We start from the raw sequence: 25,165 nt of genomic DNA, 5'->3' as shown, positions 1-25,165 counted from the left end.
GGGAGGAAGTCAACGAGCTATCTCCTCTGCTCGCCCGTACCGCTGCTCGACCAGCCGGCGGAACTCCTCGCTCCGCCACGCCTGTTCGTGCCTGCCCACCTCGACCTCGATCGCTGCGTCACCGGCCGCGAGCGCCTGCGCGGCGAGCTGCTCCTTGAGCAGCCGGAGCGCGTGCCTGGGCGCGCGGGCGATGTCGCGGGCGATCTCCAGCGAGGAGCCGAAGACCTCGTCGTGCGGCACCACCCGCACCGGAGCGGACCTCGCGCGCAGCTCGGCTCCGCGGTAGCCCCGCGCGGTCAGCAGCATCTCGGCGCCGAGGGTGTGCCCGAGCCTGCTGGGGAGCAGCCACGTCGTGCCGTATTCCGGGACCAGTGCGTAGTTCAGGAAGTTCGCCGCGTAGACCGAGCGCTCGGACAGCACCGGCACGTCCGCGTAGAGCCCGTGGCTGAGCCCGCCGCCGATGGCGTGCCCCTGCATCGCCGCCACGACCGGCAGCGGGCAGTGCGGGAACGCGCGGACGAACGGTTCGACGTCGGCGCGTTCCTCGGTGAGCAGGTACTCGCGGCTGGCGCCGGTCGCGAACACGTTCGGCAGCCCGGCGGCCAGGACCACGTGCACGCGCGGGTCGGCCGCGACCGAAGCCAGCGCGGCGGGCACCTGCTCGATCAGCGCGGGCGAGATCGCGTTGCCGCCGTCGGTGTCGGCCATCGTCACGATCGCCACCCGCTCGTCGACCTCCACCGTCACCGGGCTCATAGCATTCCTTCCCGTTGCAGCAGGCGGACCCGGGTGCGCACGGCGGGATCGGCCGCGGCGCGCTCGAAGAGCCGGTGGGCGTGTTCGAGGTAGCCGGCGGGTTCCGCGCCGAGCATGCGGCGGCACTGCTTGAACTCGTCGACCGCGTCCGGCCGAGGCATCCTCCGCAGCGCCAGCACGATCCGCCGCACCACGTCGCCGGGCCGCTGCGCGACCTCGTCGACGAGACCGAGCCGCTGCGCCGCGGTGGCGTCGAACTCCTCGGCGAGCAGCGCCATCCGGAGCACGGCGCGGCCGACCCTGGCCGATACGAAGGGCGTGATCACCGCGGGCACCAGTCCGAGCAACAGCTCGGTGAGGCGGAAGCTCGCGGCGGGTCCGGCCACGACGAAGTCGCAGCAGGCTGCCAGCCCCACTCCGCCGCCGGTGGCCCTGCCCTCGACCACCGCCACGGTGACCAGCCTGCTGCCGGCCAGGCCGGACAGCAGCTCCATCAGCGCGGCGCTGGCCTCGGCGGGCCAGGCATCCGGTTGGTCCACAGCGGACAGATCGACGCCGGTGCAGAAGGCAGTGCCTTCCGCGCTGAGCACCAGCGTCCGGCAGCCCGGATCCCTTTCGGCGGCGCGCAGTCCGTCGAGCAGTTCGGCCACCGCGTCCGCGCTCAGCGCGTTGCCCGCCTCGGGGCGGGACAACCGCAGCTCGGCGCACCCGCCGCGGATGCTCAGCGCGCTGGGAGCCACCGGTACTCCCTGCGGTAGTTCTCGACCGAGGACAGCACCGCGCGCGGCCGGTCGCCCGCGCCCCACGCCGCGAGGTCGTCTGCGGCGACCCGGGCGTGCTCGGCGCCGAACCCGGCGGCCACGGCGCCGTCGACCGCGACGTCGTAGTCCGCGACGGTCAGCCGCGTCCGGGCCGCGAGCTCCTGCTCCAGCCCGGTCCGCTCGACCAGTTCCGCGGCCCCCGGCAGGACGGTGCAGGCGAAGAACTCCGACGCGCACCCCGATCCGTAGCTGAACACCCCCATCGACGAAGGCCGGTCCGCGGGTGCCCCGGCGACCGCGCTCATCATGGCCAGCAACGTGGTGGCGGAGTAGATGTTGCCGACCAGCTCGGGAAAGCGCAGCGACTGCGCGACCCGGCGGCCGAAGTCTTCCTGCTCACCGCCCCGGCCGAGGCCGGAGAGCTTGCGCACGCCGGTCCGGTGCGCGCCCCGGACCATGCCGGGGAACGGGGTGTGCATGGCCAGCAGGTCGTAGGAGCCGACGAAGTCCGCGCCGGGCTTGCGCGCCGCGTGGTCGCCGAACGCCCCGATCAGACAGTCCAGGTAGGACATCAGGGACAGGTCGGTGTCCATCACGTCGACGTCCGGACGCGGCCGGAAGAAGTCCGGCGTCTCGTAGCCGTAGCAGCCCGTCGTGCCCAGTTCCAGCTCGACGACCCGCGGTTGCGGCCCGACCAGCACCGCCACCGCCCCGGCGCCCTGCGCGGGTTCCATGTAGGAGCCCCGGGTCGGCACCGGGGTGTCGGAGGCGATCACCAGCGCCCTGCTGCCCGGTTCGGTGGCCACCACCGAGGCGGCCAGCCCGAGCGCGGCCGCCCCGCCGTGGCAGGCCTGCTTGACCTCCAGCAGCCGGCACTGGCGGGGCAGGCCCAGCAACTGGTGGACGTGCGTGCTCGCGGCCTTGGACAGGTCCAGCGGTGACTCGGTGGCGACCACGAGCGTCCGGATGCTCGCCTTGTCGTCGACCGCGTCCACCAGCGGCCGGGCCGCGGTGGCCGCCATCGCGACGACGTCCTCACCGGGAGCCGCCACGCTCTTGCGGCGCAGCCCGAGGTTGCCGATCCGGCCGGCGTCCAGACCCCGGGCGGCGAACAGGTCCTCGGTCTCCAGGTAGGCGCTGCCGCAGTAGGCGCCGACCGCTTCGATTCCCACGGGGACGTTCATGGCCACATCCGTTACGACTCGTTGAGGTTTTCCAGCAGGACGTCGACCAGGCCACCGATGTCGCGCACGCCGGCGAACCGGTCCGGGCGCAGCTCCAGGCCGACCTGGTCGAGCGAACCGACGACCACGTCCATCCGGTCCAGCGAGTCGCAGCCCAGCTCGTGCATGCTGCGGTCCTCGCGGATGTCGGCGGGGTCGACTTCCGCGCGCACCGCGAGGATGTTCTCGCGCACGACCGCGAACACCTCGTCCCTGGTCATCGGCTACGCCTCGGCGGCGATGTGGGCGAAGAAGGCCCGCGGCGTCCCCAGCTCGTAGAGCGAGGCGACGGTCTGCTCGACGCCAAGCTCGTCCTTGAGCATCGAGACGTACTCGACGGCCAGGATCGAGTCCAGGCCGAGCTCGGTGAAGCCGGTGTCCAGGTCGATCTTGCCCGCCTCGACGTACAGCACCTCGCCGAGCAGGTCGAGCGCCGCGTTCTCCGCGGTCCTGCTGGAGCCTTCCGCCTGGGTTCCGCTGCTCATCGCTGGTCCTCCTGATCCGGTGTCCGCAAAGGGTTTTCTCGAACGGGCGCGGCTCGTCGCGCAGGGACGAGCCGCGCCCGCGGTCATGCCTTCTCCCGCCACCTGATGGCCGCGCCCGCGGCCATCTCGCCCGCTCCGGCGAAACCCGCGAGCACCACCAGCGAGCCCGGGGCGACCCTGTCGGCTCGCAGGGCGTGGTCGAGGCTCACCGGCACGCCGGCGCCGAAGAGGTTTCCGTAGGAGTCGAAGGTGTCGAACTGCCGCGACGCGTCGATTGCCAGCTCCCTGACCCAGTTGCGCAGCAGCAGCCGGTTCGGCTGGTTGGTGACCAGCAGGTCGATGTCGTCGAGCCCGGCGCCGATCCGCCCGCACAGGGCGCGGACGACCTCGGGCAGGATCTTGGTCCCGCGCTCGATGACGTTCTGCGCCTTGGTGTTGTCGAAACCGACGTCCATCTCCGAGGTGCCGGGCTCCCAGTACAGCCGCCCGTCCTCCAGCGTGATGTTCACGTCGGGGGCGTACTCGAAGTAGTGGTGCACCTCGGTCGCCAGGACCGGCGACTCGTCGGAGGCCGCGACGAGGGCGACCGCCGCGCCGTCGCCGGGGACCGACGCGTGAGCCGAGGTCCGCACGCCGGGCTGGGTGAAGATCTTGCCGGCGTTCTGGGAGACGCACAGCAGCGCGGTGTTCGCGCCGTCCTCCTGGAGCAGCTTCCTGGCGAGGTCGAGCATGTACGGGAACACCACGCAGTGCCCGTTGTGCACGTCGACGACGGACCTGGGCCGGCAGCCGAGCCGCCGCGCGATCTCGGCCCCCGATCCCAGGAACGGCACGTCGGGCAGCGCGTTGTAGGTGAGCAGCACGTCGACCTCGCGCAGGGCCTCCGCGCCGTGCCGGTCGGTGAAGGCCGCCGCGGCCTGCTCGATGAGGTCGGCCCCGGTCTGCTCCCGCGACGCGTAGTGCCGGTACTCGGGCGGGCGGAACATCGGGTTGCGCAGCAGCGGGTCGTCCGGGCGCGAGTACCGCTCGAAGTACTCCCGGCCGACGCGGTTCGGCGGCTGGTAGCTGGCGACGTCGATCAGGCTGACGGGTTTCACCGCGCGGTCCTCGCTCCACCGCCGACGATCGGGATCCCGTTGCGGTGGCGGTGTTCCAGGATCGCCTTGACGTTGTCCATCTCGATCCGGTGCCCGGCGTTGAACAGCGGCCACAGCTCGCCCACCCACGGGCGCGACGGGCTCGGCGCCGCCTCCGGGTAGGGGTTGTCGGTGTAGTACGGGTGGTGGCAGTTGGTCATCAGCAGCACCGAGCCAGGCTTGCGCAGCACCAGCTCGGCGGGCAGCACGCGGAAGAGGTAGATCATCCACAGGTCGTCGCCCTGGTCCCACGCCGCGTGGTAGTCGACGGTGAGCGCGTCGGGGTTCGACTCGATCCGCACGAAGATGCGGGTCTGCGGGTCCACGCGGTCCCAGCCGACGTGCAGCCCGGTGTCGTCGATCGGCTCCAGACCGCGGACGCTGTAGGTGTACTCCTCCTGGCTGTACATGTCGGCCATGTAGTCGAAGACGGCGCGGGGCGGGCAGTCGATGTAGGTGTGCAGGGTGCAGTAGTCCCCGTACACCTCCTCGTGGGAGTAGGACTCCTTGGTGTTCTCCTGGGCCTGCTTGACGATGACGTCCATCGACAGGCTCTCGCACCGGGCCAGGCCCGGGATGGCGGACAGCTCTTGCTCGGAAGCCCTCACTTCGGCGATGTCCTCTCGGTCGCGGGTTGTGCGGGGACGAAGGGCAGGTAGGGCGGCATCTCGTCGCGCCGCATCTCGACCGACACCAGGCACGGCGCCCGGGTCCGGCCGGTCTCGGCGAGGAACGCGCGCAGTTCCTCCAGCCCGCGCACCGTCGTCGCGCGCAGGCCGGGGAACATGGCCGCGACGCCCGCGCCGATGTCGCTGCTGCGGAACGCGTTGAACGTGTGGCCGCCGTCGTAGAACAGCTCCTCCCGCGACTTGCAGGCCGCGTGCGAGTTGTTGTTGAAGATCACGAAGGTGACGGGCAGGTCGTGCTCGATCGCGGTGTGCACCTCCATGCCGTGCATGAAGAACGAGCCGTCGCCCGCCAGCACGTAGGTGCGCTCGCCGGTGGCGAACGCCGCGCCCAGCCCGGCGCCGAAGCTGAAGCCCATCCCGCCCATGCCGAGCGCCAGCAGGTACCGGCCGCGGGCGGGCGCGGGCAGGAAGTGCAGCACCCCGCACCCGGTGTTGCCCGCGTCGGACACCACGGTCGCCTCGGCGGGGACCGCGGCCGCGATCGTCTCGACCACCTCGCGCAGCGCGATCCGGGAGCCTTCCGACCGCTCGTGCGGCAGGTAGTCCAGTCCGTCGTGCGGCGGGGTCGCCGGCCGGGCGCAGGGCAGCCCCTCCAGCCGCTCGGTCGCGCGCAGCAGGCTCGCCCGCAGGTCGCCGCCGACGTGCAGGGCGGGGAGCTCGTCGGAGACGTAGGCGGGGGCGCGGTCGAAGCACACGATCGTGCGCCCGAACAGGGCGTCCTCCAGACCCGCGCGCGCCACCTGCGGGAAGCGCGTCCCCACCAGGACCACGGTGCTCGCGCGCTGGAGGCAGTGCCGCACGCTGGGATGGCCGTTGGCCCCGGCCACACCGACGAAGCCCGGGTGGTGGTTTCCGAAGACGTCCTTGGCGTCGGGTTCCACGGCCACCCACGCGCCCAGGCTCCGGGCGAAGCCCGCCAGCGCCGAGCGTGCGTTCGCGCGCACCACGCCCGAGCCCGCGACGATCAGGGTGGGTCCGCCGCGTCGCGCCCCTTCGAGCACGCGCCACACCCGCTCGTCGAGGTCCTCGAACCCGACTGCGTCGTCGTCCAGATCGACCGGTTCGGCCGTCGCCGTGGCCTGCTGGACGTCCTTGGGCAGCAGAAGAACGGCGGGGCCTCCCTCGCGCAGCGCCGCCCGCACCGCGCGCGGCAGCAGGTCGGCGATCGCGTCGGGCTTGTCGACCCGTTCGCAGAACCGGGAGACCGTCGAGAACAGCGCCGGGCCGTCCAGCGACCCGGCGAGACCGCTCTGGTCCTGGAACCCGCCGCGCCCCTCCAGGGAGGTCGGCGGTTGCCCGATCAGCGCGAGCACCGGCACTCCGGACGCGTATGCCTCGCCGAGCGCCGGAACCAGGTTCAGCGAACCCCCACCGGAGGTGGTGGCGACGACGGCGAGCCGGTCGCTCGCGCGGTGGTAGCCGTCGGCCATCGCGCCGGCGGAGAACTCGTGCTTGGCGATGACGCCGCGGACCCGGCCGGGGGAGCGGTGGATCGCGTCGTAGAGGTCCTCGACGTTGGCGCCGTGCACGCCGAAGACGTGGCGCACGCCCGTCGAGTCCAGGTAGTCGACGATGCGGTCGACCACCCGCGTGCGCGCGTCGTTGTCAGCGCCCGGCATTGACCACCTCCGCGAAGATCCCCAGGCCCTGCTCGATCTCGGCGTCCGACGCCGTGACGCCGATGCGCACGCTCGTGCGCGCGTGCGGCTCCCGGTGCAGGTGCGGCAGGTAGAACGGGGCCGAGGGCGCCACCAGCACGCCGCGGTCCTTCAGCTCGTGGAACAGCTCCGAAGTGGACGTTCGCAGCTCCGGCAGGTGCAGCCAGCGGAACTGGCCGCCGTCGGAGGCGTGCAGCAGGAAGGGGACCTCCATCCGCTCGTGCAGGACCTCGCCGACGAGCTGGTGGCGCTGCCGGTAGCGCTCGCGCAGGTCGCGCTCGCACAACCCGACGTAGTGGTCGTCGCGGAGCAGGATCGACGCGACCAGCTGCACCAGCTGCGGCGGGAACGTGGCCACCTGCGCCTGCAGCTCGGCGAACATCTCGATCACCGGCTCCGGCGCGAGCACGAAGCCCAGCCGCTCGCCTGCGAGCGCGCCCTTGGAGAAGCTCTGCACCAGCACCACGTTCGGCGCCCAGGGCATGCCGAGCTCGCGGAAGGCCAGGCTCGGGATGACCGGCGCGTAGGCGTTGTCGACGACGAGCAGCGCGTCGACGGCCGCGCACTCGCGCAGCAGCTCTCCCAGCGCCTCGTCGGAGATCACGTTGCCCGCGGGGTTGCTCGGCCGCGACACCACGACCGCGCCGACGTCGGAGTCGAGGGTCCCGCGCGGCGGCACGTAGCGGAACTCGTGCTCGCCTTCGGCCACGACGTCGGAGTGCACCATCTCGTAACGGACGTCCTGGTGGGTGCGGTAGCCCGGGTACTCCGGCCCGAAGAACAGCACCTTGCGGCCGCGCCGGGCCATCAGCGCCGACACGGCGTGGAAGGCGGCCTGGGCGCCGGGCGTGACCAGCACGTTGGCGCTGGAGACCGGCAGCGCGAACCGCTCGCCGTAGAGCGCCGCGAGCCGCTCGCGCAGCACCTCGTCACCGAGCACGCCGTGGTACCGCGCCACCCGGCTGGAGAAGCCGGGGTCGTCCACGGCGGCGCGGAACGCCGCCCGCACCGCCGCCGACATCGAGGGCAGCTCCAGCGGCATGCCGGTGGCCAGGTTGTGCCGTCCGCCGTCGACGTCGAGCAGGTAGGGCACGACGTCCTGCCACTGCTCGATAGCCGCGGCACTGGCCGTGGTCATGCGCGGACACCGTCCCGGTAGTGGTCGGCGATGCCGCCGGGCAGGTCCAGCCGCCCGATCGGCGAGTAGTCGTAGCGGTCCACCGGGTCCTGCGAGGGGGAGAGGATGAGCTCGTTGGCCTCGGCGACGTGCGAGGTGACCTCGTCGCTGGCGAACAGGTAGCCGATCCCGTCGACGAAAGTGCAGCCCAGATCGGTCAGCGTCATCCGGGCGCCGTCGACGGTGACCAGGCCGAGCTGCTCGAGCCGGGCGATCTCGGCGGAGAACAGCGCCTTGGCGTCGACCTCGTAATGCCGGCCCAGGGCGTCGAAGTCCACGCCGCCGGAGCGGATCCCGAACATGACCGCCCGCCGCGCGCGCTCCTCGTTCGGCAGCGTGTGGCCCCGCCACACCGGCGCCCTGCCCTCGGCGATGGCCTCGACGTACTGCCGGTTGTCGCACAGGTTGTAGTACTGCGTGCCGCCGATGTAGCCGAACCCGCTCACCCCGAGGGCGACGAGGTTGTCCTCCTCGATGGAGTCGAACTTGTTCTGCTGCTGCTGCGAGTGCACCCGGCCCTTGGCGTAGTAGAAGACGGGGCCGCGGGCGAAGCCCGCCGAGCTCAGTACGAACTCCGCCATGTAGTGCATCCGGAGCCGGTCGGTGGCGTCGGGGAACAGCTCCGGGTTGCGCATGTACTGGCGGGTGATCGGGTCCGAGCGCTTGAACATCAGCGGGAAGATGTTGAACTTCTCGATCCCCGCGGCCATCAGCTCGGTGAGCGTGTCGTACCAGTTGCGCAGGTTCTGCAGCGGTAGCCCGAAGATGAGGTCGACGTTGAGGTTGTCGATCCCGCGCTGCTCGAGCAGTCCGAGCAGGCGGTAGACCTCGTCCCGGCCGTGCCCGCGGTTGAGCTTGACCAGCACGTCGGGGTCCATCGACTGGATGCCGAAGACCCAGCGGTTGACGCCGCCCGCGGCGATCGCGTCGAGCCGGTCCTCGTAGTCGGGCTGGCGCACCACGCCGGGGTGCAGCTCGAAGGTGATCTCGGTGTCGGGCCTGGTGCGGACGTTCTTCCACAGGTGGTCGAACAGCCGGGTGATCTGGGGGGCCCGCAGGTAGGAGGGGGTGCCGCCGCCGAAGTAGATCGACGAGGCGTTCAGGCCCAGCGGGCTCTGCGCCGACACCCGCTGCGCGACCGCCGAGATGTCGTCCAGCAGCGCCGTGACGTAGCGGTCCACCCAGGACTGCTCGGCGTTGATCTCCTTGTAGAAGTGGCAGAAGGTGCAGTACTGCTCGCAGAACGGGATGTGCAGGTAGAGGTTCTGGGAGGCGGTGACGCCCCGGAAGACCTCGTCCTCGCCGATGTCGTGCAGGTACTTCAGCGGCGGATAGGTGCCCACCAGGTAGTACTCCAGCGGCGTGCGGTACACCCCCGCGGCGCGGAGCTCGTCCAGCGCGATCGCCTCGATCTGCTGGTCGGCGTATTCGACGGCTTCGGCGAAGCCGGGGACTGCCGGCGCATCGCCGGCACCTGGGGAACTCGATCCATTCGGCTGCCGCACAGGGTTCTCCTCCGGTCTCGTGACGCCAGACTCGTATCTCGTTCAACCGACTCGTAGCGTGTTCAACTAATTCGGCAAGAAAAGGGCATAGCCGCACTCGGCCCCGTGATTCGGGCAGCACTGAACAGCGGTGCCGACCGAATCGCGGAAAAAACCGCGACCTCGATGCAGAGGGGGCAGCGGTGACGGCTTTGGCTGAATTCCCGCCGAAAGGAGTCGTGGCGCTGAGCGGAAGTTCCTCCGCTGGAGTTCCTGTGTTGCCGTTGCCGAACAGGTCAGCACCGCGACCGGGCTGCCGATCCTCTGGTCCGCGATCTGATCGCCGGTTCGCCGGACCGGGACCAAGGTGTCGCAGCGGACGGCGAACTCACGGGCCATCTCGCCGCCCGGAGCCCGCTCGTGTTCCGCCCTGCTTCGCCGACCTGCGAAAACAGGACGAAGTGCGGGAAAAGAGGCACCGCTTCGCGTGCTACATCAGCTGCTCACCCGTTCGTCGTAACTGCGCTGCTTCCGTTCCGGGTAATCAGCCCGGTGCTGTTCGGTTGAACGCGATTGTTCAAAGACGAACTTTTCCACCCAGTTCTCCCCAGACGTTCAGCGGCTCTCATCGAAGCCTACCCGGTGGAGCCTAAGTGCGTCCGTGAGCGATCGTCAAGGATTGTCGCACCCGACCAGGTCGCCTCGATTTTCTTGACAGGGCGGGAAGTGCTCTGCAACATGGGGACATCTGATCACGGTGCGGTATCGACGTACCGTCTTTCTCCCGGTCGACCCCTCGGGTAAACGAACGGGTGGGGTGGAGGAGCTGCAGGTGGACGCAACCCGTGTGGGTGCAGGCTGCCCGATATCGCGGATCGCGGAAGAATTCGATCCTTTCGGCGAGGCCTACCAGCAGGATCCCGCGGGCGTGCTGAAGGCGGCGCGCGAGCGGGAACCGGTGTTCTACAGCCCGGAACTCGACCATTGGGTCGTAACCAGATATGCCGACATAAAGGAGATCTTCCGGGACACCCGGCGCTTCTCGGCGTCCAACGCCCTGGACCCGATCACGCCGCTGGGTGCCAAGGCCCGCGAGCGCCTCGCGGAGTACGACTTCGCGCCCGGTCCGGTCCTGGTCAACGAGGACGAGCCGCTGCACATGCGGCGCAGACGCGCGCTCGCCGGCCCGCTCGCCGCCGACGAGGTCGCCAAGCTGGAGGGGCGCATCCGCGACCTGGTGACCCGCTACGTCGACGGGTTCGCCGGACGCGGGCGGGCCGACCTGGTCGACGACCTGCTGTGGGAGGTGCCCGCGATCGTCGGGCTGCTGGTCTGCGGCGTACCGGACGAGGACATCGACCGCGCCCGGCACTACACCATCAAGATGGGTTCGTTCACCTGGGGAAGGCCGACCGAGGAGCACCAGGTCGAGATCGCCGACCAGGTGGGCCAGTGGTGGTCGCTGTCGGGCCGGCTCGTGGAGCGCCTCAAGCGCGAGGGCGGCGAGGGCTGGGTCCCCACCGCGATCGAGGTGCACCGCGAGGACCCCGAGCTGGTCAACGACAACCACCTGCAGAACATGATGATGAGCGGGCTGGTCGCCGCGCACGAGACCACGACCAACGCCACCGCCAACGCGCTGCGGCACCTGCTGTCGAACCGGTCCTCCTGGGAAGCGCTGTGCGCGGACCCGTCGGCCATCCCCAACGCGGTCGAGGAATGCCTGCGGTTCTCCTCGTCGGTGCTGTGCTGGCGGCGCAAGGCGCTGGTGGACGTGCCGGTGGGCGGTGTGACGATCCCGGCGGGCGCGCGCGTGCTGCTGGTGATCGGTTCGGGCAACCACGACGACGACGTCTTCGGCGACCCCGGGGAGCTCGACATCGCGCGGTCCAACGCCAAACGCCACCTCACCTTCGGGATCGGCAGCCACGCGTGCATCGGCGCGCCGCTGGCCAGGCTCGAGATGCGGATCATCCTCGAGGAGCTGACCCGCAGGCTGCCGGGGATGCGACTGGTCGAGGGACAGGACTTCGGCTACCTGCGCAACGCCTCCTTCCACGGCCCGCGGCACCTGCTCGTCGAGTGGGAACCGGCCGGGGCCTGATCCGGCCACCAGCCGGCGCGGGACAACATCCATCACATTAGGAGCATCATGGCTGCACGAATTGCCGTCGTCGGTGGCAGCGTCGCCGGGCTGAGCAGTGCGATCCTGCTGGCGCGCCGCGGATTCGAGGTCGACCTGTACGAGCGGGACACCCCGCCGCCGGACGACCTGGACGACGTGCAGCAGTGGAACCGGCCCGGGGCGCCGCAGACCCAGCACCCGCACGTCTTCCTCGGCCTGTTCCGCAAGCTGCTGCGGCAGAACCTGCCGGACGTGCACGAGGACATGCTCGCAGGCGGTGTGGAGGAACTGCCCTTCAGCTGTCCGCTCGCGGCGACCGCGCCCGGTGACGAGGACCTGCTGATGATGGCGGCCCGCCGGACCACGCTCGAGTGGGCGCTGCACCGCGCACGCGGGCGGGAAAGCCGCATCCGGTACTGCCCCGGTGCTTCCGTGCAACTCGGAGATGTCGACAACGGCACGCTCAAAGGGATTCGCACCGCCGAGGGCGACCGCGACTACGACGCCGTCCTCGACGCCACCGGTGCGCGCTCGAAGCTCGGCCTGGCGTTCACGCCGGTCGTCTCCGACATCGAGTGCGGCAAGGTCTACAACAGCCGCTTCTACGTCCTGCGGGACGGCGCCGAGCGCCCGCCGTTGCAGTACGGCTCGGTCAGCGTCGTGGACGGACTCGGTTACGGCGCGGCGCTTTTCTACCACGACCGCGGGACGTTCTCGATCGACATCGGCAGGCTGCCCGAGGACGACGCCATGAAGAAGCTGCGCGACCCGCACGCGTTCGACCGGGTGGTGGCGATGCTCGAGCCGTTCCGGCCGTGGTTCGAGGACGGCAAAGCCTCGCCGATCAGCGAGGTCGTCCCGATGCCGGGACTGCGCAACGTGCTGCGCGGGCTGGCGCCGGACGCGCCGAAGGGCTACTTCCCGGTCGGCGACCGGGTCTGCCTCACCGACCCGACGTTCGGGCGCGGGCTCGCGCTCGCGCTCGCGCACGCGGTGCGGATCGCCGAGACCTTCGCGGGGACGGAAGGCGAGCTGGCCGCACTCAACGTGCGCACGACGCAGGAGCAGGTGGACTACGTGCGGCCGTGGTTCGACGACGTCGTGGTCCAGGACGTCGCGCGCACGTCGCTGTGGCGCGCGGCGGTGGAGGACGAGCCGTGGCAGCACCTGCTGCCCGACATGCCGCCGAACCCGTTCCTGATGATCGACGCCGAGGAGCACGACCCCGAGCTCGGCCAGGCGGCCCGCCGCTACGTCAGCATGCTGACCCGCACGGTCGACACCTCGGACATCCACGAGCGGATCCAGGCCATCGGCACCTCGAGCGCCAAGGACCAGGCAGCCGCGAGCGCTCCGACCTACGCCCAGGTGCTCGACGCGCTGGGAGTGGGAGTGGCCGTGTGATTCGAGCGCGAAACCAGCCGGGGTGCTCGCCCCCGGCTGGTTTCGCGATTCCGTCGATTCGAATACGAGGAACCCGCGCGGAACACGTGCATCCGCCGCGGGTTCGAATTGTGCCGGGAACAAGAGCGGGCAACGAAAAAAGAAAAGGCGCCACCGGATGGTGACGCCTTTCCCGCGGATCAGTCCTGAACCGGAACAGCTTCGACGACGCTCATCGGAGAGGCGGTCGGGGTGACCCCGGTGAGCCGGAAACCGGCCTCCGCGAGCAGTGCCGAATACTCGTCCTCGGTGCGTTCCCGGCCGCCCAGGACGACCAGCAGCGTGATGTCCATGGCCTTGCCCGGGTGGTCGTCGTCGCCCGGCGGGAGCACCCGCTCGATGAGCAGCAGCCGGCTCTGCGGGGACATCGCCCGCCGGCAGCCGCGAAGGATCCGCACCGCGTCCTCGTCCGGCCAGTCGTGCACGATCGACTTCAGCAGGTAGAGGTCACCGCCGGCCGGCACCTCCTGGAAGAAGTCGCCGCCGGTGAAGGTGAGGCGGTCGGCGACCCCCGCGGCCTCGGCCTTCGCGGCCGCCTCCGCGGCCAGGTGCGGCAGGTCGTAGACCACGCCCGTGCTCTGCGGGTACGCGCTCAGCACCGCGCCGAGCAGCGTGCCCGTGCCGCCACCGACGTCGACGATGCCGCGTGCACCGGAGAAGTCGAAGGCCTCGAGCAGCGCGGCGGTCTCCAGCCTGCTGGCGTCGGCCATCGCGCCGTTGAAGAGCGTTGCCTGCTCGGGGTGGTCCTTGAGGTAGTCGAACAGCGGCTTGCCGAAGGTCTTCGGGAACGCCGGTTCGCCGGTGCGCAGGCTGTGCATGGCATCGGCGTAGACCGGGTGGAACAGCCCCGCGCTGAGCAACGTCGCCTTCACCGACTGCGGGTGGTCTCCCTGCAGGTGCGCACCGGTCGCGGTTACCGCGAAGCTGCGGGGCTCGACCTCGGAGACGATGCCGCAGCCCGCGAGCAGCCGCAGCAGCCGGTACAGCGACCGCGAGTCCGTCGCGGTGGCCGTGGCGAGGTCGTCGGTGCTGCGCGGTCCGTCGGACAGCAGGTCGGCGATCTGCAGTTCGGCCGCGAGCTGGAGCGCTCGCGCCCGGATGAAGCCGTCGTGGAGTTCCATCAACAAAGCGCTGCCATCGCGCACACTCGTGGTCACCAGATCTCACGCTCACTGACTCCGGGATCGTGCTCGGCGTGGCGGACCCGGAATTCCGCCGCGCCGCACCGCCGGGCGATTCCGGCGGTGTTGAACAAATCCGCTCCGGTCGTGCCCGGGCGGCCCCATCCGCCATTCTTATCACGCGGTGGTGCGGCGCAGAAGAAGCCGATCTTGATTTCGGGAGGAATTCCGGACGGGTCGCTTTCCCACTATTTCCGTTGTCGACGGACTCCGGTGCGAGGGGCCAGGTCGCGTTCGGCGGCGTCTCGCGTGCCGCTACTCGCCGAATCCGATGCCGAAGACCTCCAGCACCGAGTACACGCCGATCGTGGCGATGGCGGTGCTGCTGAGAACCAGCGCGACGGTCAGCCAGGGGTTGGCGCGGAAGCGCCGGTCGACCTCGGTCGTCCGCAGCTTCCACACGGCGATCACCACGCCGGGCAGGAAGACCCCGCCGCCGATCCCTCCCACCTGGACCATCAGCACCGGGGACTGGAGGAACAGGAAGAACGTCGCCCACACCGGCGGGAGGCACCAGGTCAGGATGCGGATCGTGCGCCGGCGGGCGCGCACGTCCTCCCAGTCGATGACGCCGAGCAGCCCGAGCGTGTTGGTCCACAGCCGCGGCACGCTGGCCGTCGAGCCGATGTAGGTGGAGTACAGCACCGCGATCGCACCGAACAGGAACAGGTACTGCGCCCACGGGCCCATGGTGTCGGTGTAGATCCGCGACAGCGTGGTGATCATGTCGTTGCCCTCGGGGACCAGACCCTGCGGGTGCAGCACCGCGGCGCCGATCACGTAGAACGACAGCGTGCACAGCGTGCAGACCAGCCACGAGGCGAGCACGTCCAGCCGCATGACCCGCAGCCAGCCCTCGGCCCGCCGGGCGCGTTCCTCGGTGCCGTCGTCGGGCCCGGTCCAGCGCGCATAGCCCTTCTCCAGGCACCAGTAGGTGTAGGTCGTCATCTCGTCGGCCCCGACTCCGGTGGCACCGAACATGGCGACGGCGATGCCGACGGTGCCGGCGGGGATGGCGAAGCTCAGGCCGCCGGCGATCTCGCCCGGGCCGTAGGAGAAGTCCGCCAGCGGCAGGCCGAGCGCGAGACCGACGGTGGCGAAGGTGAAGACGGCCACCGAGATGACGGCCGCGTTCTCCACCACGCTGTACTTGCTGCTCTGCAGCAGCAGCACACCGCTGGCGGTCACGATCACCGTCCACACCACCAGCGACGGGAAGCTCAGGGCGGCACCGTAGACCGGCCACAGGATCGAGCAGGCCGCGGCCGTGCCGCCGATGATGCCCCCGCGCTGGAACATCTTGGCGAAGTCCATCCCGATCCACAGCAGGTTGATCCACCCGACGCGCCCGGCCCGCGGGCCGACCCGGCTGAAGCCCTCCAGCGCGGTCGTGCCGTTGAGGATTGTCCAGCGGGCCAGCTCCATCTGGATCCACACCTTCACCCCGGTGCTGAGGATCACCAGCCACAGCAGCGCGAACCCGGCGCGGGCTCCCATCGAGGTGGTGACGATCAGCTCGCCCGAGCCGACGACGGCCGCGGAGAGCACCATGCCGGGACCGAGGTGGCGCAGCCTGCCGAGGAAGGTCGTCGGCGGCCTGCGGACGTCCTCGGCTCGCAGCGCGTAGAGATCGGGCTCGACCGGTGCGTTGGTCGCGGGGTTCGCGTTCATGGCGCTACGTCCTCTCCACCCGGCCTCGTCGCCGGGTGCGGGGCAGGGGGGAGTGTCGGCGGGGCGGTGGAACTCGGACGGTGGTGTCGGCTGGCCGTCAGGTGGCGTTGTGGTGGGGTTGTTCGCCGCGGAGCACCCTGGCCACGTCCTGGGCCACCATCACGCCCATGTCGCGGTTGGCCTCGTGGCTGCACGCGCCGATGTGCGGTGTCAGCAGCACGTTCGGCGCGGTCCGCAGTGGACTGTCCGCCAGCGGCTCGGTGGCGAACGCGTCGCAGGCGGCGGCCCCGAGATGTCCGGAGTGCAGCAGTTCCGCCAGCGCGGACTCGTCGACCAGGCCGCCGCGCGCGGCGTTGACCAGGCAGGCACCCGGTTTCATCGTCCGCAGAGCCCGCTGGTCCAGCAGCGGCGGTCTGCCGGGCTCGGCGGGCAGGTGCAGGCTCACGAAGTCCGACATCGCCAGGCACTCGCTGAAGCTCACCGGACGCACACCCCGCTCGGTCAGCTCCCCGTCGTCCAGGAAGGGGTCGTATCCGACCACGGTCATCCCGAAGGCCTGCGCGTACCCGGCGAGCAGGCGCCCGATCCGGCCGAAGCCGATGACGCCGAGCGTCCGGCCGGCGAGCTCGGGACCGTAGAGCTTGGGCCAGTCACCGGCGACGACCGCCGTGTGCGCCGCCGCGATCCGCCGCGCCGCGGCGATCATCAGGCCGAACGTCAGCTCCGCCACGGCGCGGGAGTTGCTGCCGGGGGCGAACACCACGGGTATGCCCCGCGCCCGCGCGGCGTCCAGGTCGATGTTGTCGACGCCCACGCCGTGCTTGGCGATCACCCGCAGCCGGGGCCCGGCCTCGATCACCTCGGCGGTGACCAGGTCCATGCCGACGATGAGCGCGTCGGCCTCCGGCACCCTGGCGAGCAGGTCGTCGGCGGGCATGGCCCGCGTCTCGTGCGGACGCACCGCGGCGGATCCGGCGGCTTCGAGGATCTCCCACGGTTCCCGGGAGAAACGGCCGAACGTCGGAGTGGTGATCAGGGTGGTGGTCATCGTGCAACTCCCCGCGACGCCCAGTCGGGATCGATCCGCACGTGCTTGACAGCCCTGCGGTGGTAGGTGAACGCGATGTGCAGGACGCCGTCGGCGGTCTGGGCGACCGACGGGTAGGACAGCTCCCGGTTGAGCCCGTCCCGCGAGTTGTTGGTCATGCAGTAGCCGTCACCGGTCTCCACGTCCCGGCGGACAGGCCACGTGCGTCCGCCGTCCGAGGACAGGGCGAGGGTCAGCGGTGCCCGGGGCGCGCCCCAGAAGGCGCGGCTCGGGCCGCCCTGCGTGGACGGGGAGCCGGTGATGCCGTTGTCGTCGATCTCGTCGTAGAGCGACGTTCTCCGCTCGGTGGCGTCGGCCGCGCTGCTGGCGTTGAACACCAGCGCCAGCCGCCCGTCGCGCAGGCGTGTGCACTGGATCGAGGAGTTGTTGTTGGGCAACGCGGTCGGCACCGGGGCGCTCCAGCTCCGCCCGCCGTCGTGGGAGCGGCTCTCGTGGATGGCGTCGGCCCAGCGGCTGCGGAACAGGGCCAGCAACGAGCCGTCGTCGAGCTCGACGACGTTCATGTGCACGCACCCGGTGCTGTCCGGAACCTCCTCGTGGTGCCAGGTCGCACCGCGGTCGTCGGAGACGAGCAGCGCGCTGGTGTCGTCGTCGCCGACCCACTTCCCGAATTCCGGACGTGCGCAGTGGAAGACGGGCAGCAGCCACCGGCCGGACCGCAGGACGACCACCGGCTGGCGGACGAACACCCCGCCCGCCTCGGTCGCCGCGACCAGCGTGCGCACCGGCCCCCACGTCCGTCCGCTGTCGCCGGAGGTCCGCACCCGCACTTCCGCGGTGTCCTGGTCGCCCGCGTGCTGGGCGGTGTGCAGCAGCCACAGCTCACCGCCGGGCGCGGGGAACAGCACCGGGTTCTGCTCGGACCGCGTCTGGTCGTCGGAGAGCCGGACGGGCTCGGACCAGGTGTCCCCGCCGGCGGCGAGCCGGGAGAACCAGACGCCGATGTCGGCCACGCCTTCCTGCGTCCCGCTGAACCAGACGCACCCCAGGTCACCGTCCGGCAGGGGCATCAGGTTCGCGGCGTGGGACTGCACGGCGGGGGCGGGGAGGAACGCCTCCCGGCGGTGCGGGTCGTCCGGGACGGGCCGCACCACGCCGTCGGTGCGCAGGGCGGTGGTCACGAGTCCTCGTTTCCGGAGGCGGCCGCCAGGTGCGCCGCGGCGATCTTCTCCAGGTGCACCAGGTCGGAGGCGACCGTGGCGAAGGTGTAGCCCTCCGCCAGCCTGCGCGCGGCGGCGCGGCCCTCTGGGGTGTGGATCCCTGCCGCGATCCCGGCCGCCGCGGCCACCTCGCGCACCTTCTTGAGCGCGGCCTCGAAGACCTCGGCGACATCGGGATCACCCGGGTAGGCGCCCCCGACTGCCAGGCACAGGTCCGACGGTCCGACGTAGACGCCGTCGAGACCCGGGGTCGCGCAGATCGCCTCGACGTTCTCCAGGCCCTGCGGCGTCTCGATCATGGCCAGCACGACGGTGCTCTCGTCGGCCTCCGCGGGCTTGGGACCGATCCGCAGCATGGAGCGCATCGGGCCGTAGGAGCGCACGCCGCGCGGCGGGTACCGGGTCGCGGCGACGGCCGCCGCCGCGTCCTCGGCGGTGTTGACCAGCGGCACGATCACGCCGCCGGCTCCGGCGTCGAGCGCGCGGCCGATCGACGCCGCGTCGTTGGCCTCCACCCGGACCACGCCGATCGACACCCCACCGGCGTCGATGGCCTGCATACCGTGCAGGATGCCGTCGTAGCCGATCAGCCCGTGCTGCCAGTCCAGCGCCACGTAGTCGTAGCCCAGGCGCGCGATGCGCTCGGTGGCGACCGGCGCGTCGAGCACCGACCAGTAGCCGATGGCGCGCTCCCGGTTGCGGATCCTGCGGGCGAAGTCGGCCGCGGTCATGGGTTCTCTCCTTCGGTTCTCTTCTTTGCTCGTCTTGCGTTGCGGTGCGGGTGGCGGTGCCGGTGCCGAGGGTGGGCCAAGCGGCTCTGCCGCTTGAGGACAACGACCAAAAGATCGCGGTGCGGTACTGGGCTGAGCGAAGCTCGTGCTGTCCGGTCAGCGGTTGTAGGCGGGCATCGGGCCGCGCAGGGCGGCACCGACCTCGTCGCAGGCGGCGACGACGTCGGCGGGCAGCGGCCCGGCGTCGAGGGCGGCGATGTTGGCCCGCAGGTGCTCGACCTTCGAGCCGCCGAGCAGGACCGATCCGGTGGCTGGCTTGGACACCAGCCAGCGCAGGGACAGCTCGGTCAGCCCGATCCCGGCGTCGTCGGCGACCTTGGCCAGCGCGGCGACCGACTCGAACAGCTCGGGGTTCCAGTAGCGCTGCCGGTACATCTCGGCCACCCGGGAGTCGGCGAACCGGCCGCCGGAAGGCTGCTCCCCGAAGGAGTGCCTGCCGGTCAGCAGCCCGCCGCCGAGCGGGTTGTAGACCATCGTCAGCAGGCCGGTGGCCGACGCGAACTCGGCGTACTCCTCCTCGATGCGCCGCGCGAGCAGGTTGTAGAGCTGCTGCGCGACGACGGGGCGGGGTGCTCCGGTCTCGTCGGCGGCGCGGTTGAGCTCGCTGATCTGCCACGCCGCGTAGTTCGAGACGCCGAGCGCGCCGATCTTGCCCTCGGCGACCAGCTCGGCCACCGTCGTCAGCGTCTCGGCCACCGGTGCCGCCCGGTCGGGTTGGTGCAGGTAGAACAGGTCGATGCGGTCGGCGCCCAGCCGCCGCAGGCTGCCTTCGACACCGGCCCGGAGCCCGCGTGCCGACAGCGGGGAGTGCTCCCCGGCGTCGGGGTGGGGGATGCCGGCCTTGGTCGCGAGCACGACGCGGTCGCGCCGCGAGCGCAGCAGGCCGGCCAGGATCTCCTCGGCCGCGCCGCCGGCGTAGCCGTTGGCGGTGTCGACCCCGGTGATCCCGGCCTCCAGCGCGACGTCGAGCATCCGGCCGGCCGCGGCGGCGTCGACGGTGTCCCCGAACGTCATCGTGCCGAGCACGAGCGGGGACAGCGGAACGTCGGTTCCCGGCAGTCGGGTGGGTTTCATCGGACAGCTCCTCCGGCGGTCGTGGCGGTGGCCGCGCGTGGCTTGCGGCCCCGCGTGGTGGACGGGTCGAGGGCGGCCGCGCGCAGCGCGCGGGTGTAGGGGTGCCCGGGTGCGGCGAGCACCCGCTCGGTGGGGCCGCGCTCGACGAGGGACCCCTTGCGCATCACCACGATCTGGTCGCTGATCTCGCGGACCACGGCGAGGTCGTGCGAGATGAACAGGTAGGTCAGCGAGCTCTCCCGCTGGATCTCCCGCAGCAGCGCGAGGACCTGCGCCTGCACCGAGACGTCGAGGGCGCTGGTCGCCTCGTCGCACACCAGGACCTCCGGCCGGCTGGCCAGCGCGCGGGCGATGCCGATCCGCTGCCGCTGGCCGCCGGAGAACTCCGCCGGGCGCCGGTCGAGCGCGTGCGCGGGCAGCCCGACGCGGTCGAGCAGCGCGGCGGCTTCGCGGGTCCGCTCGGTCCTGGAGCGCACGCCGTGCAGGCGCAGCGGCTCGCCAACGATCTCGGCGGCGGACAGCCGCGGGTCCAGCGACCCGTAGGGGTCCTGGAAGACCATCTGGATGCGGGGGCGCAGCGGACGCAGGTGCCTTTCCCCCAGCCGTGCGATGTCCCGCCCGCCGAGCAGGATGCTGCCGGACGTCGGCGTCAGCAGCCGCACCAGCGACCGGGCGATGGTGGACTTGCCGCAGCCCGACTCGCCGACGACCGCCAGGGTGCTCCCGGCGGCCACCGCGAAGCTGACGTCGTCGACGGCCCGGAACGGTCCTGCGGGCGTCGGGTACTCGACGACGAGGTCGCGCACGTCCAGGATCGGTTCGCTCATCGGGGGTCTCCGTTCGCTCCGTCCCAGGGACCGAGTTCGGGCACGGCCCGCAGGAGCGCCCGCGTGTACTCCTGCGCCGGGGCGCCCACGACGTCCTCCACCTCGCCGCTCTCGACGAAGCGCCCGGCGCGCATGACGTGGATGCGGTCGGAGACCAGCCGCGCGACGCCGAGGTCGTGGGTGATCATGAGGATGCCGACGCCGGTGTGCTCCTGGAGTTCCAGGAGCAGGTCGAGGATCTCGGCCTGCACCGTGACGTCCAGCGCGCTGGTCGGCTCGTCGGCCACGAGCAGCCGCGGTTCGGCGGCCAGCGCGATGGCGATCAGCACCCGTTGCAGCATGCCGCCGGAGAGCTGGTGCGGGTACTTGCGGAGCTGCCGGTCGGGCTCGGGGATGCGGACCCGGGCCAGCAGTTCCGCGGCCGACGCCTTCGCCGCGGCGGCGGGCAGCTCGGGCCTGCGCAGCCGCACGCTCTGCACGAGCTGGTGGCCGATGGTGTGCACCGGGCTGAGCGCGGTCATCGGGTCCTGCGGGACCAGCGAGACCTCGCGCCCCCGCACCTCGCGGACCGCGCGCGGGTCGGCGATGACGTCGCGTCCGCCGATCACGGCGCTGCCGGAGAGCACGGCGAGGTCGTCGGGCAGCAGCCGCAGCACGCCCATCGCGGTCGTCGACTTGCCCGAACCGGACTCGCCGATGATCGTCACCGTCTCGCCGGTGCGGATCTCGAACGAGACCCCGTCGACCGCGCGCACGACGCCGGCCTCGGTGATCAGCTCGATCTGGAGGTCGCTGACGGCCAGCAGCGGCTCTCCGGTGGCGGTGGTCATGCGCCTGCTCCCTTCCGCGCGGGGCTGCGGTCCCGCAGGCCGTCGCCGAGCAGGTTGACGCCGATGACCAGGACCACGATCACCAGTCCGGGCAGCGTCACCAGCCACCAGGAGGTCGTCACGTAGTCCTGGCCGTCGGAGATGATCCGGCCCCAGGTGGCGAACGGCCGTTGCGGTCCGGCGCCGAGGTAGCTCAGGGCGCTCTCCAGCAGCACCGCCTGCGCGAGCAGCAGCAGAACGACCAGCGTCGCGCGCTTGGCGATGTTGGGGACGACGTGGCGGGCCAGCACCGCGACCCGGTGCAGCCCGAGCACCCGGGCCGCGTCGACGTAGGGCTTCTCGCGTTCCACCAGCACCAGCGACCTGGTCAGCCTGGCCACCTCCGGCCACTGCGCGATGGCGATGACGCACGTGATGACCGGTACCGACGGCCCGAACAAGGCCACCACCAGCAACAGCATCATCAGCAGCGGCAACGACATCTGCGCTTCCAGCAGCCGCGAGACCACGGCGTCGACCCAGCCGCCGAAGTAGCCCGCCGCCGCACCGGCCAGCACGCCGACGATCCCGGAGACCACGACCGCGAGCACACCGACGAGCAGCGACACCTGGCCGCCGTGCAGCACCCGCGCCAGCAGGTCGCGGCCGAGCTGGTCGGTGCCGAACAGGTGGCCGTCGGTCAGCGGAGGCAGTCTGCGCTCGTGCAGGTTCTGGTCGTCGGCGCCGGGGATCGGCAGCACGTTGGCCAGCGCGACCGGCACGACCACCAGCGACGTGCACACCGCGCCCGCCCAGAGCTTGGCCCGCGCGGACTTCGCCCGCCGGGTCGCCGAGGCGCGGGCGAGGTCCTTCGGCGTGACCCGGCTCGGCCTGCTCTCTTCCACAGTGGACCGGGTCATCGGGCGACCGCCTTCCCGAGCCGCACCCGCGGATCCAGCAGCGGGTAGGTCAGATCGATGAGGAGCTGCACGCCCACCGCCAGCGCGGCCGTGATCAGGACGGTGGCCTGGATCAGCGGGTAGTCCCTGGTCTCCAGCGCCCGCACCACCAGCGAACCGACGCCGGGCCAGGCGAAGACCACCTCGACCACGACGACGCCGTTGAGCATGGCGGCGAAGCGGGTCCCCAGTGCAGTGAGCACCGGGATCGAGGAGTTGCGCAGCGCGTAGCGCCAGGTGAGCACGGCTTCGGAGAGCCCCCGCGAGCGCGCGATCGTCAGGTAGGGCGCTGCGAGGTTGGCCGCCATCTCCCGCCGCACCAGCCGGGAGATCAGGGCGATCTGCAGCAGCGCCACGGTGGTCGCGGGCAGCACGAGACCGGCCCAGGTGGCGAACCCGGACGCGGGCAGCACCGGGACGACCACCGCGAAGGCGGTGAGCAGCATGACGCCGCTCCAGAACTCCGGCATCGACTGCCCGGCGATGGTGAGCACGTTCGCGCCGGTCTCCCGGCGGGTGTCGGCCCGCCGTGCCATCCAGACGCCGAGCGGGACGGCCAGCAGCGCGGTGATCGCGATCGAGGCGACGGCGAGGGTGACGGTGTAGGGAACCCGCTCGGACACGACGTCGAACGCCGGTGCCTGGAACGAGTAGGAGGTGCCGAGGTCGCCGGTGACCAGCCCGCGCAGGAACACGGCGTACTGGGTGGTCAGCGGTTCGTCCAGGCCGAGCTGCGCGCGGACCCGCGCGAGCTCCTCGGTCGTGGCCAGCGGCCCGGCGTAGGAGGTCGCCGGGTCACCCGGGGCCATCCGGATCAGCACGAACACCGTGGAGACGGTGAGGAAGACGGTCAGGGCGCTCAGTCCCAGCCTGCGCAGGAGGTAGCGGACCACGGCTCATCCCTCCAGCCGGGTCGAGGCGAGCTCGTAGGAGTTGGTGGGTTCCAGCGCCAGGTCCTTCACCCGCCTGCGGCGGGCCAGCACCGCGCGCGGGACGAACGCCCACAGGCAGGGCCAGGTGTTCCACACCGCGTGCTGGGCGCGCGCGACCAGCTCCTGCCGCGCGGTGGGGTCCACTTCGGAGTTCGCCCGGTCCAGCAGGCCGGCGACCTCGGGGACGACGTAGCCCTGGTAGGTGTCGCGGGTCTTCTCCTTCTCCGCGGTCCCGCCGTACATGCCCTGCAACGTGATCATCGCCAGGCCGGTGGGGCTGGTGAACCCGTTGCCGAGGACGTCCCAGTCGCCCGCGCGGCCCTGCCGCCACTGCGAGATGTCCCCGCCGGGCTCGAACTGCTGGAGCGTCACCGGCACGCCGACGCGGCCGAGCATCTGCAGCACCGCCTCCATCACGGTGGTGTCGGCGGGGAACTCGCCGGACTCCCAGATGATCTTGAGCCGCAGGTCGCCCTCGCGGACTCCCGCCGCGTCGAGCAACTGCCGGGCCCGTCGCGGGTCGAAGGTGTACTCGCCGGTGCGCACCGCGCCGGACAGCGTCGCGGGCACGACACCGCCCGCCTGCTCCACCGACCCGACGAGCACGTCTTCCACCAGCGTGCGGCCTTCGATCGCGAACGTCAGCGCCTGGCGGACGCGCGGATCCGACAGCGGATGGCCCTGCGGTTTGCGGAAGTTGTAGAAGAGCTGGTTGATCCGGGTCCCGGGCACGGTGTCGAGTTCGACATCGGGCAGGCCCGTCAACTGCTCGGCCGAGTCCGGCGAGATCGTGTCGATCACGTCGACCTCGCCGCTGCGCAGCGAGACCACCCGGCTGGACTCCTCGGGGACGAACCGGACCTCGACGTTGCGGACCCGCGGAGGCGGGCCCCAGTAGCGGGGGTTCGCGGTCAGCGAGTAGTCGCCGGTCCCTCGGTTGGAGGCGGTGACCACGTAGGGGCCGGACCCGATCCCGGACTGCAGCTCCTCGGGCCGGTTGGCGCCGGACGGGGTGATGAGGATGTTGGCCATCAGGTAGTCCAGCGCGGGCAGCGGCCGCCGCGACCGCAGCTGGAAGGTGCGGTCGTCGAGGGCGACGACCGTCGGCCACTCGGGGAAGAACGCCGCCAGGAACGAGCCGTTGACGCCCTGGTACATCTCCAGCGCCGTGGCGACATCCCGCGGCGTCACCGGGCTGCCGTCGGAGTAACGCGCTCCCGCGCGCAGGCGCACCGTCCACGCCGTCGGCTCGGTGAGCTCGAACCGCTCGGCCAGCACCGGTTGGGGGGTCAGGTCGGGGCCGATGCGCACCAGCGCCTGCCGCACGGCGCGCTGCACGGTGACCGCCGCCTCGAACTGGTTGAGCTTGTTGTCCAGCGAGACCAGGGAGCGGTTGAGGGCCAGGGTCATGGTGTCGGGCCCCGGGCTCCCGGTCGGTCCCGCGCAGGCGGCGAGCGGACCCAGTGCGCACAGTCCGGCACCGAGCCGCAACGCGCTGCGCCGGGACAGCGCCGGGGATCTCGACTGGGTCATCGTCGACCTTTCCGTCTGGCACACCGGCCCGGCCTGCGGGCGGCCGGTGTTGCGTGGAGCACCCTTGCACGATTGCGTGTTTCGCGCAATGACAGTAGCGTGATTCGCGCAAAGACTGCGAGGGATGCGGTGGGTCCGCGTTCTCGGCGACGGCACGCGCCCGGTGCGCGGAAAGGGGAGAGG

23 protein-coding genes are annotated in these 25,165 nt (G+C 71.4%); 2 read left to right on the top strand and 21 right to left on the bottom strand.

All coding sequences use genetic code 11. From position 1 onward, the window contains the following. Positions 1-9 precede the first annotated feature (9 nt). The 10 genes from SACE_RS22170 to SACE_RS22125 form a co-directional block, all read right to left on the bottom strand. Positions 10-756 (bottom strand): polyketide synthase, encoded by a 747-nt coding sequence (locus tag SACE_RS22170; RefSeq protein ID WP_009943561.1) that lies wholly within the window; start codon positions 754-756, stop codon positions 10-12. Next, entirely contained in the window at positions 753-1,496 is a 744-nt protein-coding gene (locus tag SACE_RS22165) for an enoyl-CoA hydratase/isomerase family protein (protein ID WP_009943562.1), read from the bottom strand. The genes SACE_RS22170 and SACE_RS22165 overlap by 4 nt, the downstream gene beginning before the upstream one ends. Next, positions 1,478-2,701: a hydroxymethylglutaryl-CoA synthase family protein gene (locus SACE_RS22160; protein ID WP_009943563.1), complete on the bottom strand. Its 1,224-nt coding sequence runs from the start codon at positions 2,699-2,701 to the stop codon at positions 1,478-1,480. Before SACE_RS22160 ends, SACE_RS22165 begins: the two co-directional genes overlap by 19 nt. 11 nt (positions 2,702-2,712) lie before the next feature. Then, positions 2,713-2,961, bottom strand: coding sequence for a phosphopantetheine-binding protein (locus SACE_RS22155; RefSeq protein ID WP_009943564.1), 249 nt, complete (start codon positions 2,959-2,961; stop codon positions 2,713-2,715). Between the two features lie 3 nt (positions 2,962-2,964). Next, complete coding sequence (locus tag SACE_RS22150) at positions 2,965-3,225, bottom strand: acyl carrier protein (RefSeq protein WP_009943565.1); 261 nt, start codon at positions 3,223-3,225, stop codon at positions 2,965-2,967. Between the two features lie 83 nt (positions 3,226-3,308). Then, positions 3,309-4,322, bottom strand: coding sequence for a 3-oxoacyl-ACP synthase III family protein (locus SACE_RS22145; protein WP_009943566.1), 1,014 nt, complete (start codon positions 4,320-4,322; stop codon positions 3,309-3,311). Continuing rightward, positions 4,319-4,969, bottom strand: a complete 651-nt coding sequence (locus SACE_RS22140; protein ID WP_009943567.1) for a hypothetical protein — start codon at positions 4,967-4,969, stop codon at positions 4,319-4,321. The genes SACE_RS22145 and SACE_RS22140 overlap by 4 nt, the downstream gene beginning before the upstream one ends. Then, the gene (locus tag SACE_RS22135) at positions 4,966-6,669 is read right to left on the bottom strand and encodes a thiamine pyrophosphate-binding protein (RefSeq protein ID WP_009943568.1); all 1,704 of its coding nucleotides are present in this window, start codon (positions 6,667-6,669) and stop codon (positions 4,966-4,968) included. Before SACE_RS22135 ends, SACE_RS22140 begins: the two co-directional genes overlap by 4 nt. Continuing rightward, a complete protein-coding gene (locus SACE_RS22130) occupies positions 6,656-7,846 on the bottom strand; it encodes a valine--pyruvate transaminase (protein ID WP_009943569.1) in 1,191 nt (396 codons plus the stop codon). Before SACE_RS22130 ends, SACE_RS22135 begins: the two co-directional genes overlap by 14 nt. Next, entirely contained in the window at positions 7,843-9,390 is a 1,548-nt protein-coding gene (locus SACE_RS22125) for a coproporphyrinogen-III oxidase family protein (RefSeq protein ID WP_009943570.1), read from the bottom strand. The genes SACE_RS22130 and SACE_RS22125 overlap by 4 nt, the downstream gene beginning before the upstream one ends. Before the next feature lie 811 nt (positions 9,391-10,201). On the opposite strand from SACE_RS22125, the gene SACE_RS22120 reads away from it, so the two are divergent. Beyond that, on the top strand, positions 10,202-11,473 hold the full coding sequence (locus tag SACE_RS22120) for a cytochrome P450 (protein WP_231849726.1): 1,272 nt from the start codon (positions 10,202-10,204) through the stop codon (positions 11,471-11,473). A gap of 48 nt (positions 11,474-11,521) precedes the next feature. After that, a complete protein-coding gene (locus SACE_RS22115) occupies positions 11,522-12,898 on the top strand; it encodes an FAD-dependent oxidoreductase (protein WP_009943572.1) in 1,377 nt (458 codons plus the stop codon). Positions 12,899-13,077: 179 nt separating this feature from the next. Here the strand turns inward: SACE_RS22115 and SACE_RS22110 are convergent, their stop codons facing one another. The 11 genes from SACE_RS22110 to SACE_RS22060 all read right to left on the bottom strand — a co-directional run bounded on the left by SACE_RS22110 (position 13,078) and on the right by SACE_RS22060 (position 24,982). Beyond that, positions 13,078-14,094 carry a methyltransferase gene (locus tag SACE_RS22110; protein WP_231849725.1) on the bottom strand — a complete coding sequence of 339 codons (1,017 nt, stop codon included), beginning with the start codon at positions 14,092-14,094 and terminating at the stop codon, positions 13,078-13,080. Positions 14,095-14,373: 279 nt separating this feature from the next. Continuing rightward, positions 14,374-15,789 (bottom strand): Nramp family divalent metal transporter, encoded by a 1,416-nt coding sequence (locus SACE_RS22105; RefSeq protein WP_009943574.1) that lies wholly within the window; start codon positions 15,787-15,789, stop codon positions 14,374-14,376. Between the two features lie 97 nt (positions 15,790-15,886). Further along, positions 15,887-16,837, bottom strand: coding sequence for a phosphoglycerate dehydrogenase (locus SACE_RS22100; RefSeq protein ID WP_009943575.1), 951 nt, complete (start codon positions 16,835-16,837; stop codon positions 15,887-15,889). Further along, positions 16,834-18,018 (bottom strand): sialidase family protein, encoded by a 1,185-nt coding sequence (locus tag SACE_RS22095; protein ID WP_009943576.1) that lies wholly within the window; start codon positions 18,016-18,018, stop codon positions 16,834-16,836. The genes SACE_RS22100 and SACE_RS22095 overlap by 4 nt, the downstream gene beginning before the upstream one ends. Further along, positions 18,015-18,788, bottom strand: coding sequence for an HpcH/HpaI aldolase family protein (locus SACE_RS22090; protein WP_009943577.1), 774 nt, complete (start codon positions 18,786-18,788; stop codon positions 18,015-18,017). Before SACE_RS22090 ends, SACE_RS22095 begins: the two co-directional genes overlap by 4 nt. A gap of 156 nt (positions 18,789-18,944) precedes the next feature. After that, positions 18,945-19,922 carry an aldo/keto reductase gene (locus SACE_RS22085; protein ID WP_009943578.1) on the bottom strand — a complete coding sequence of 326 codons (978 nt, stop codon included), beginning with the start codon at positions 19,920-19,922 and terminating at the stop codon, positions 18,945-18,947. Next, complete coding sequence (locus SACE_RS39960) at positions 19,919-20,749, bottom strand: ATP-binding cassette domain-containing protein (RefSeq protein ID WP_009943580.1); 831 nt, start codon at positions 20,747-20,749, stop codon at positions 19,919-19,921. The genes SACE_RS22085 and SACE_RS39960 overlap by 4 nt, the downstream gene beginning before the upstream one ends. Then, entirely contained in the window at positions 20,746-21,579 is an 834-nt protein-coding gene (locus SACE_RS39955; RefSeq protein ID WP_009943581.1) for an ABC transporter ATP-binding protein, read from the bottom strand. Before SACE_RS39955 ends, SACE_RS39960 begins: the two co-directional genes overlap by 4 nt. Next, positions 21,576-22,478, bottom strand: a complete 903-nt coding sequence (locus SACE_RS22070) for an ABC transporter permease (protein ID WP_011874383.1) — start codon at positions 22,476-22,478, stop codon at positions 21,576-21,578. Before SACE_RS22070 ends, SACE_RS39955 begins: the two co-directional genes overlap by 4 nt. Continuing rightward, positions 22,475-23,410, bottom strand: coding sequence for an ABC transporter permease (locus SACE_RS22065; protein ID WP_009943583.1), 936 nt, complete (start codon positions 23,408-23,410; stop codon positions 22,475-22,477). The genes SACE_RS22070 and SACE_RS22065 overlap by 4 nt, the downstream gene beginning before the upstream one ends. A 3-nt stretch (positions 23,411-23,413) precedes the next feature. Beyond that, positions 23,414-24,982 (bottom strand): ABC transporter substrate-binding protein, encoded by a 1,569-nt coding sequence (locus tag SACE_RS22060; RefSeq protein WP_009943584.1) that lies wholly within the window; start codon positions 24,980-24,982, stop codon positions 23,414-23,416. Between the last annotated feature and the right edge of the window lie 183 nt (positions 24,983-25,165).

It is taken from the genome of Saccharopolyspora erythraea NRRL 2338, assembly GCF_000062885.1.
In the GTDB taxonomy this organism is placed as follows: Bacteria; Actinomycetota; Actinomycetes; order Mycobacteriales; family Pseudonocardiaceae; genus Saccharopolyspora_D; species Saccharopolyspora_D erythraea.
Note: the sequence above shows the minus strand (reverse complement) of the source record. Positions and strands in the feature narration are given on the sequence as shown.

Bases quoted from the DNA above. Each gene is read 5' to 3' on its own strand.
- SACE_RS22170 (WP_009943561.1), bottom strand. From the start codon at position 756: ATGAGCCCGGTGACGGTGGAGGTCGACGAGCGGGTGGCGATCGTGACG.
- SACE_RS22160 (WP_009943563.1), bottom strand. From the start codon at position 2,701: ATGAACGTCCCCGTGGGAATCGAAGCGGTCGGCGCCTACTGCGGCAGC.
- SACE_RS22155 (WP_009943564.1), bottom strand. From the start codon at position 2,961: ATGACCAGGGACGAGGTGTTCGCGGTCGTGCGCGAGAACATCCTCGCG.
- SACE_RS22150 (WP_009943565.1), bottom strand. From the start codon at position 3,225: ATGAGCAGCGGAACCCAGGCGGAAGGCTCCAGCAGGACCGCGGAGAAC.
- SACE_RS22135 (WP_009943568.1), bottom strand. From the start codon at position 6,669: ATGCCGGGCGCTGACAACGACGCGCGCACGCGGGTGGTCGACCGCATC.
- SACE_RS22130 (WP_009943569.1), bottom strand. From the start codon at position 7,846: ATGACCACGGCCAGTGCCGCGGCTATCGAGCAGTGGCAGGACGTCGTG.
- SACE_RS22115 (WP_009943572.1), top strand. From the start codon at position 11,522: ATGGCTGCACGAATTGCCGTCGTCGGTGGCAGCGTCGCCGGGCTGAGC.
- SACE_RS22105 (WP_009943574.1), bottom strand. From the start codon at position 15,789: ATGAACGCGAACCCCGCGACCAACGCACCGGTCGAGCCCGATCTCTAC.
- SACE_RS22100 (WP_009943575.1), bottom strand. From the start codon at position 16,837: ATGACCACCACCCTGATCACCACTCCGACGTTCGGCCGTTTCTCCCGG.
- SACE_RS22090 (WP_009943577.1), bottom strand. From the start codon at position 18,788: ATGACCGCGGCCGACTTCGCCCGCAGGATCCGCAACCGGGAGCGCGCC.
- SACE_RS22085 (WP_009943578.1), bottom strand. From the start codon at position 19,922: ATGAAACCCACCCGACTGCCGGGAACCGACGTTCCGCTGTCCCCGCTC.
- SACE_RS39960 (WP_009943580.1), bottom strand. From the start codon at position 20,749: ATGAGCGAACCGATCCTGGACGTGCGCGACCTCGTCGTCGAGTACCCG.
- SACE_RS39955 (WP_009943581.1), bottom strand. From the start codon at position 21,579: ATGACCACCGCCACCGGAGAGCCGCTGCTGGCCGTCAGCGACCTCCAG.
- SACE_RS22070 (WP_011874383.1), bottom strand. From the start codon at position 22,478: ATGACCCGGTCCACTGTGGAAGAGAGCAGGCCGAGCCGGGTCACGCCG.
- SACE_RS22060 (WP_009943584.1), bottom strand. From the start codon at position 24,982: ATGACCCAGTCGAGATCCCCGGCGCTGTCCCGGCGCAGCGCGTTGCGG.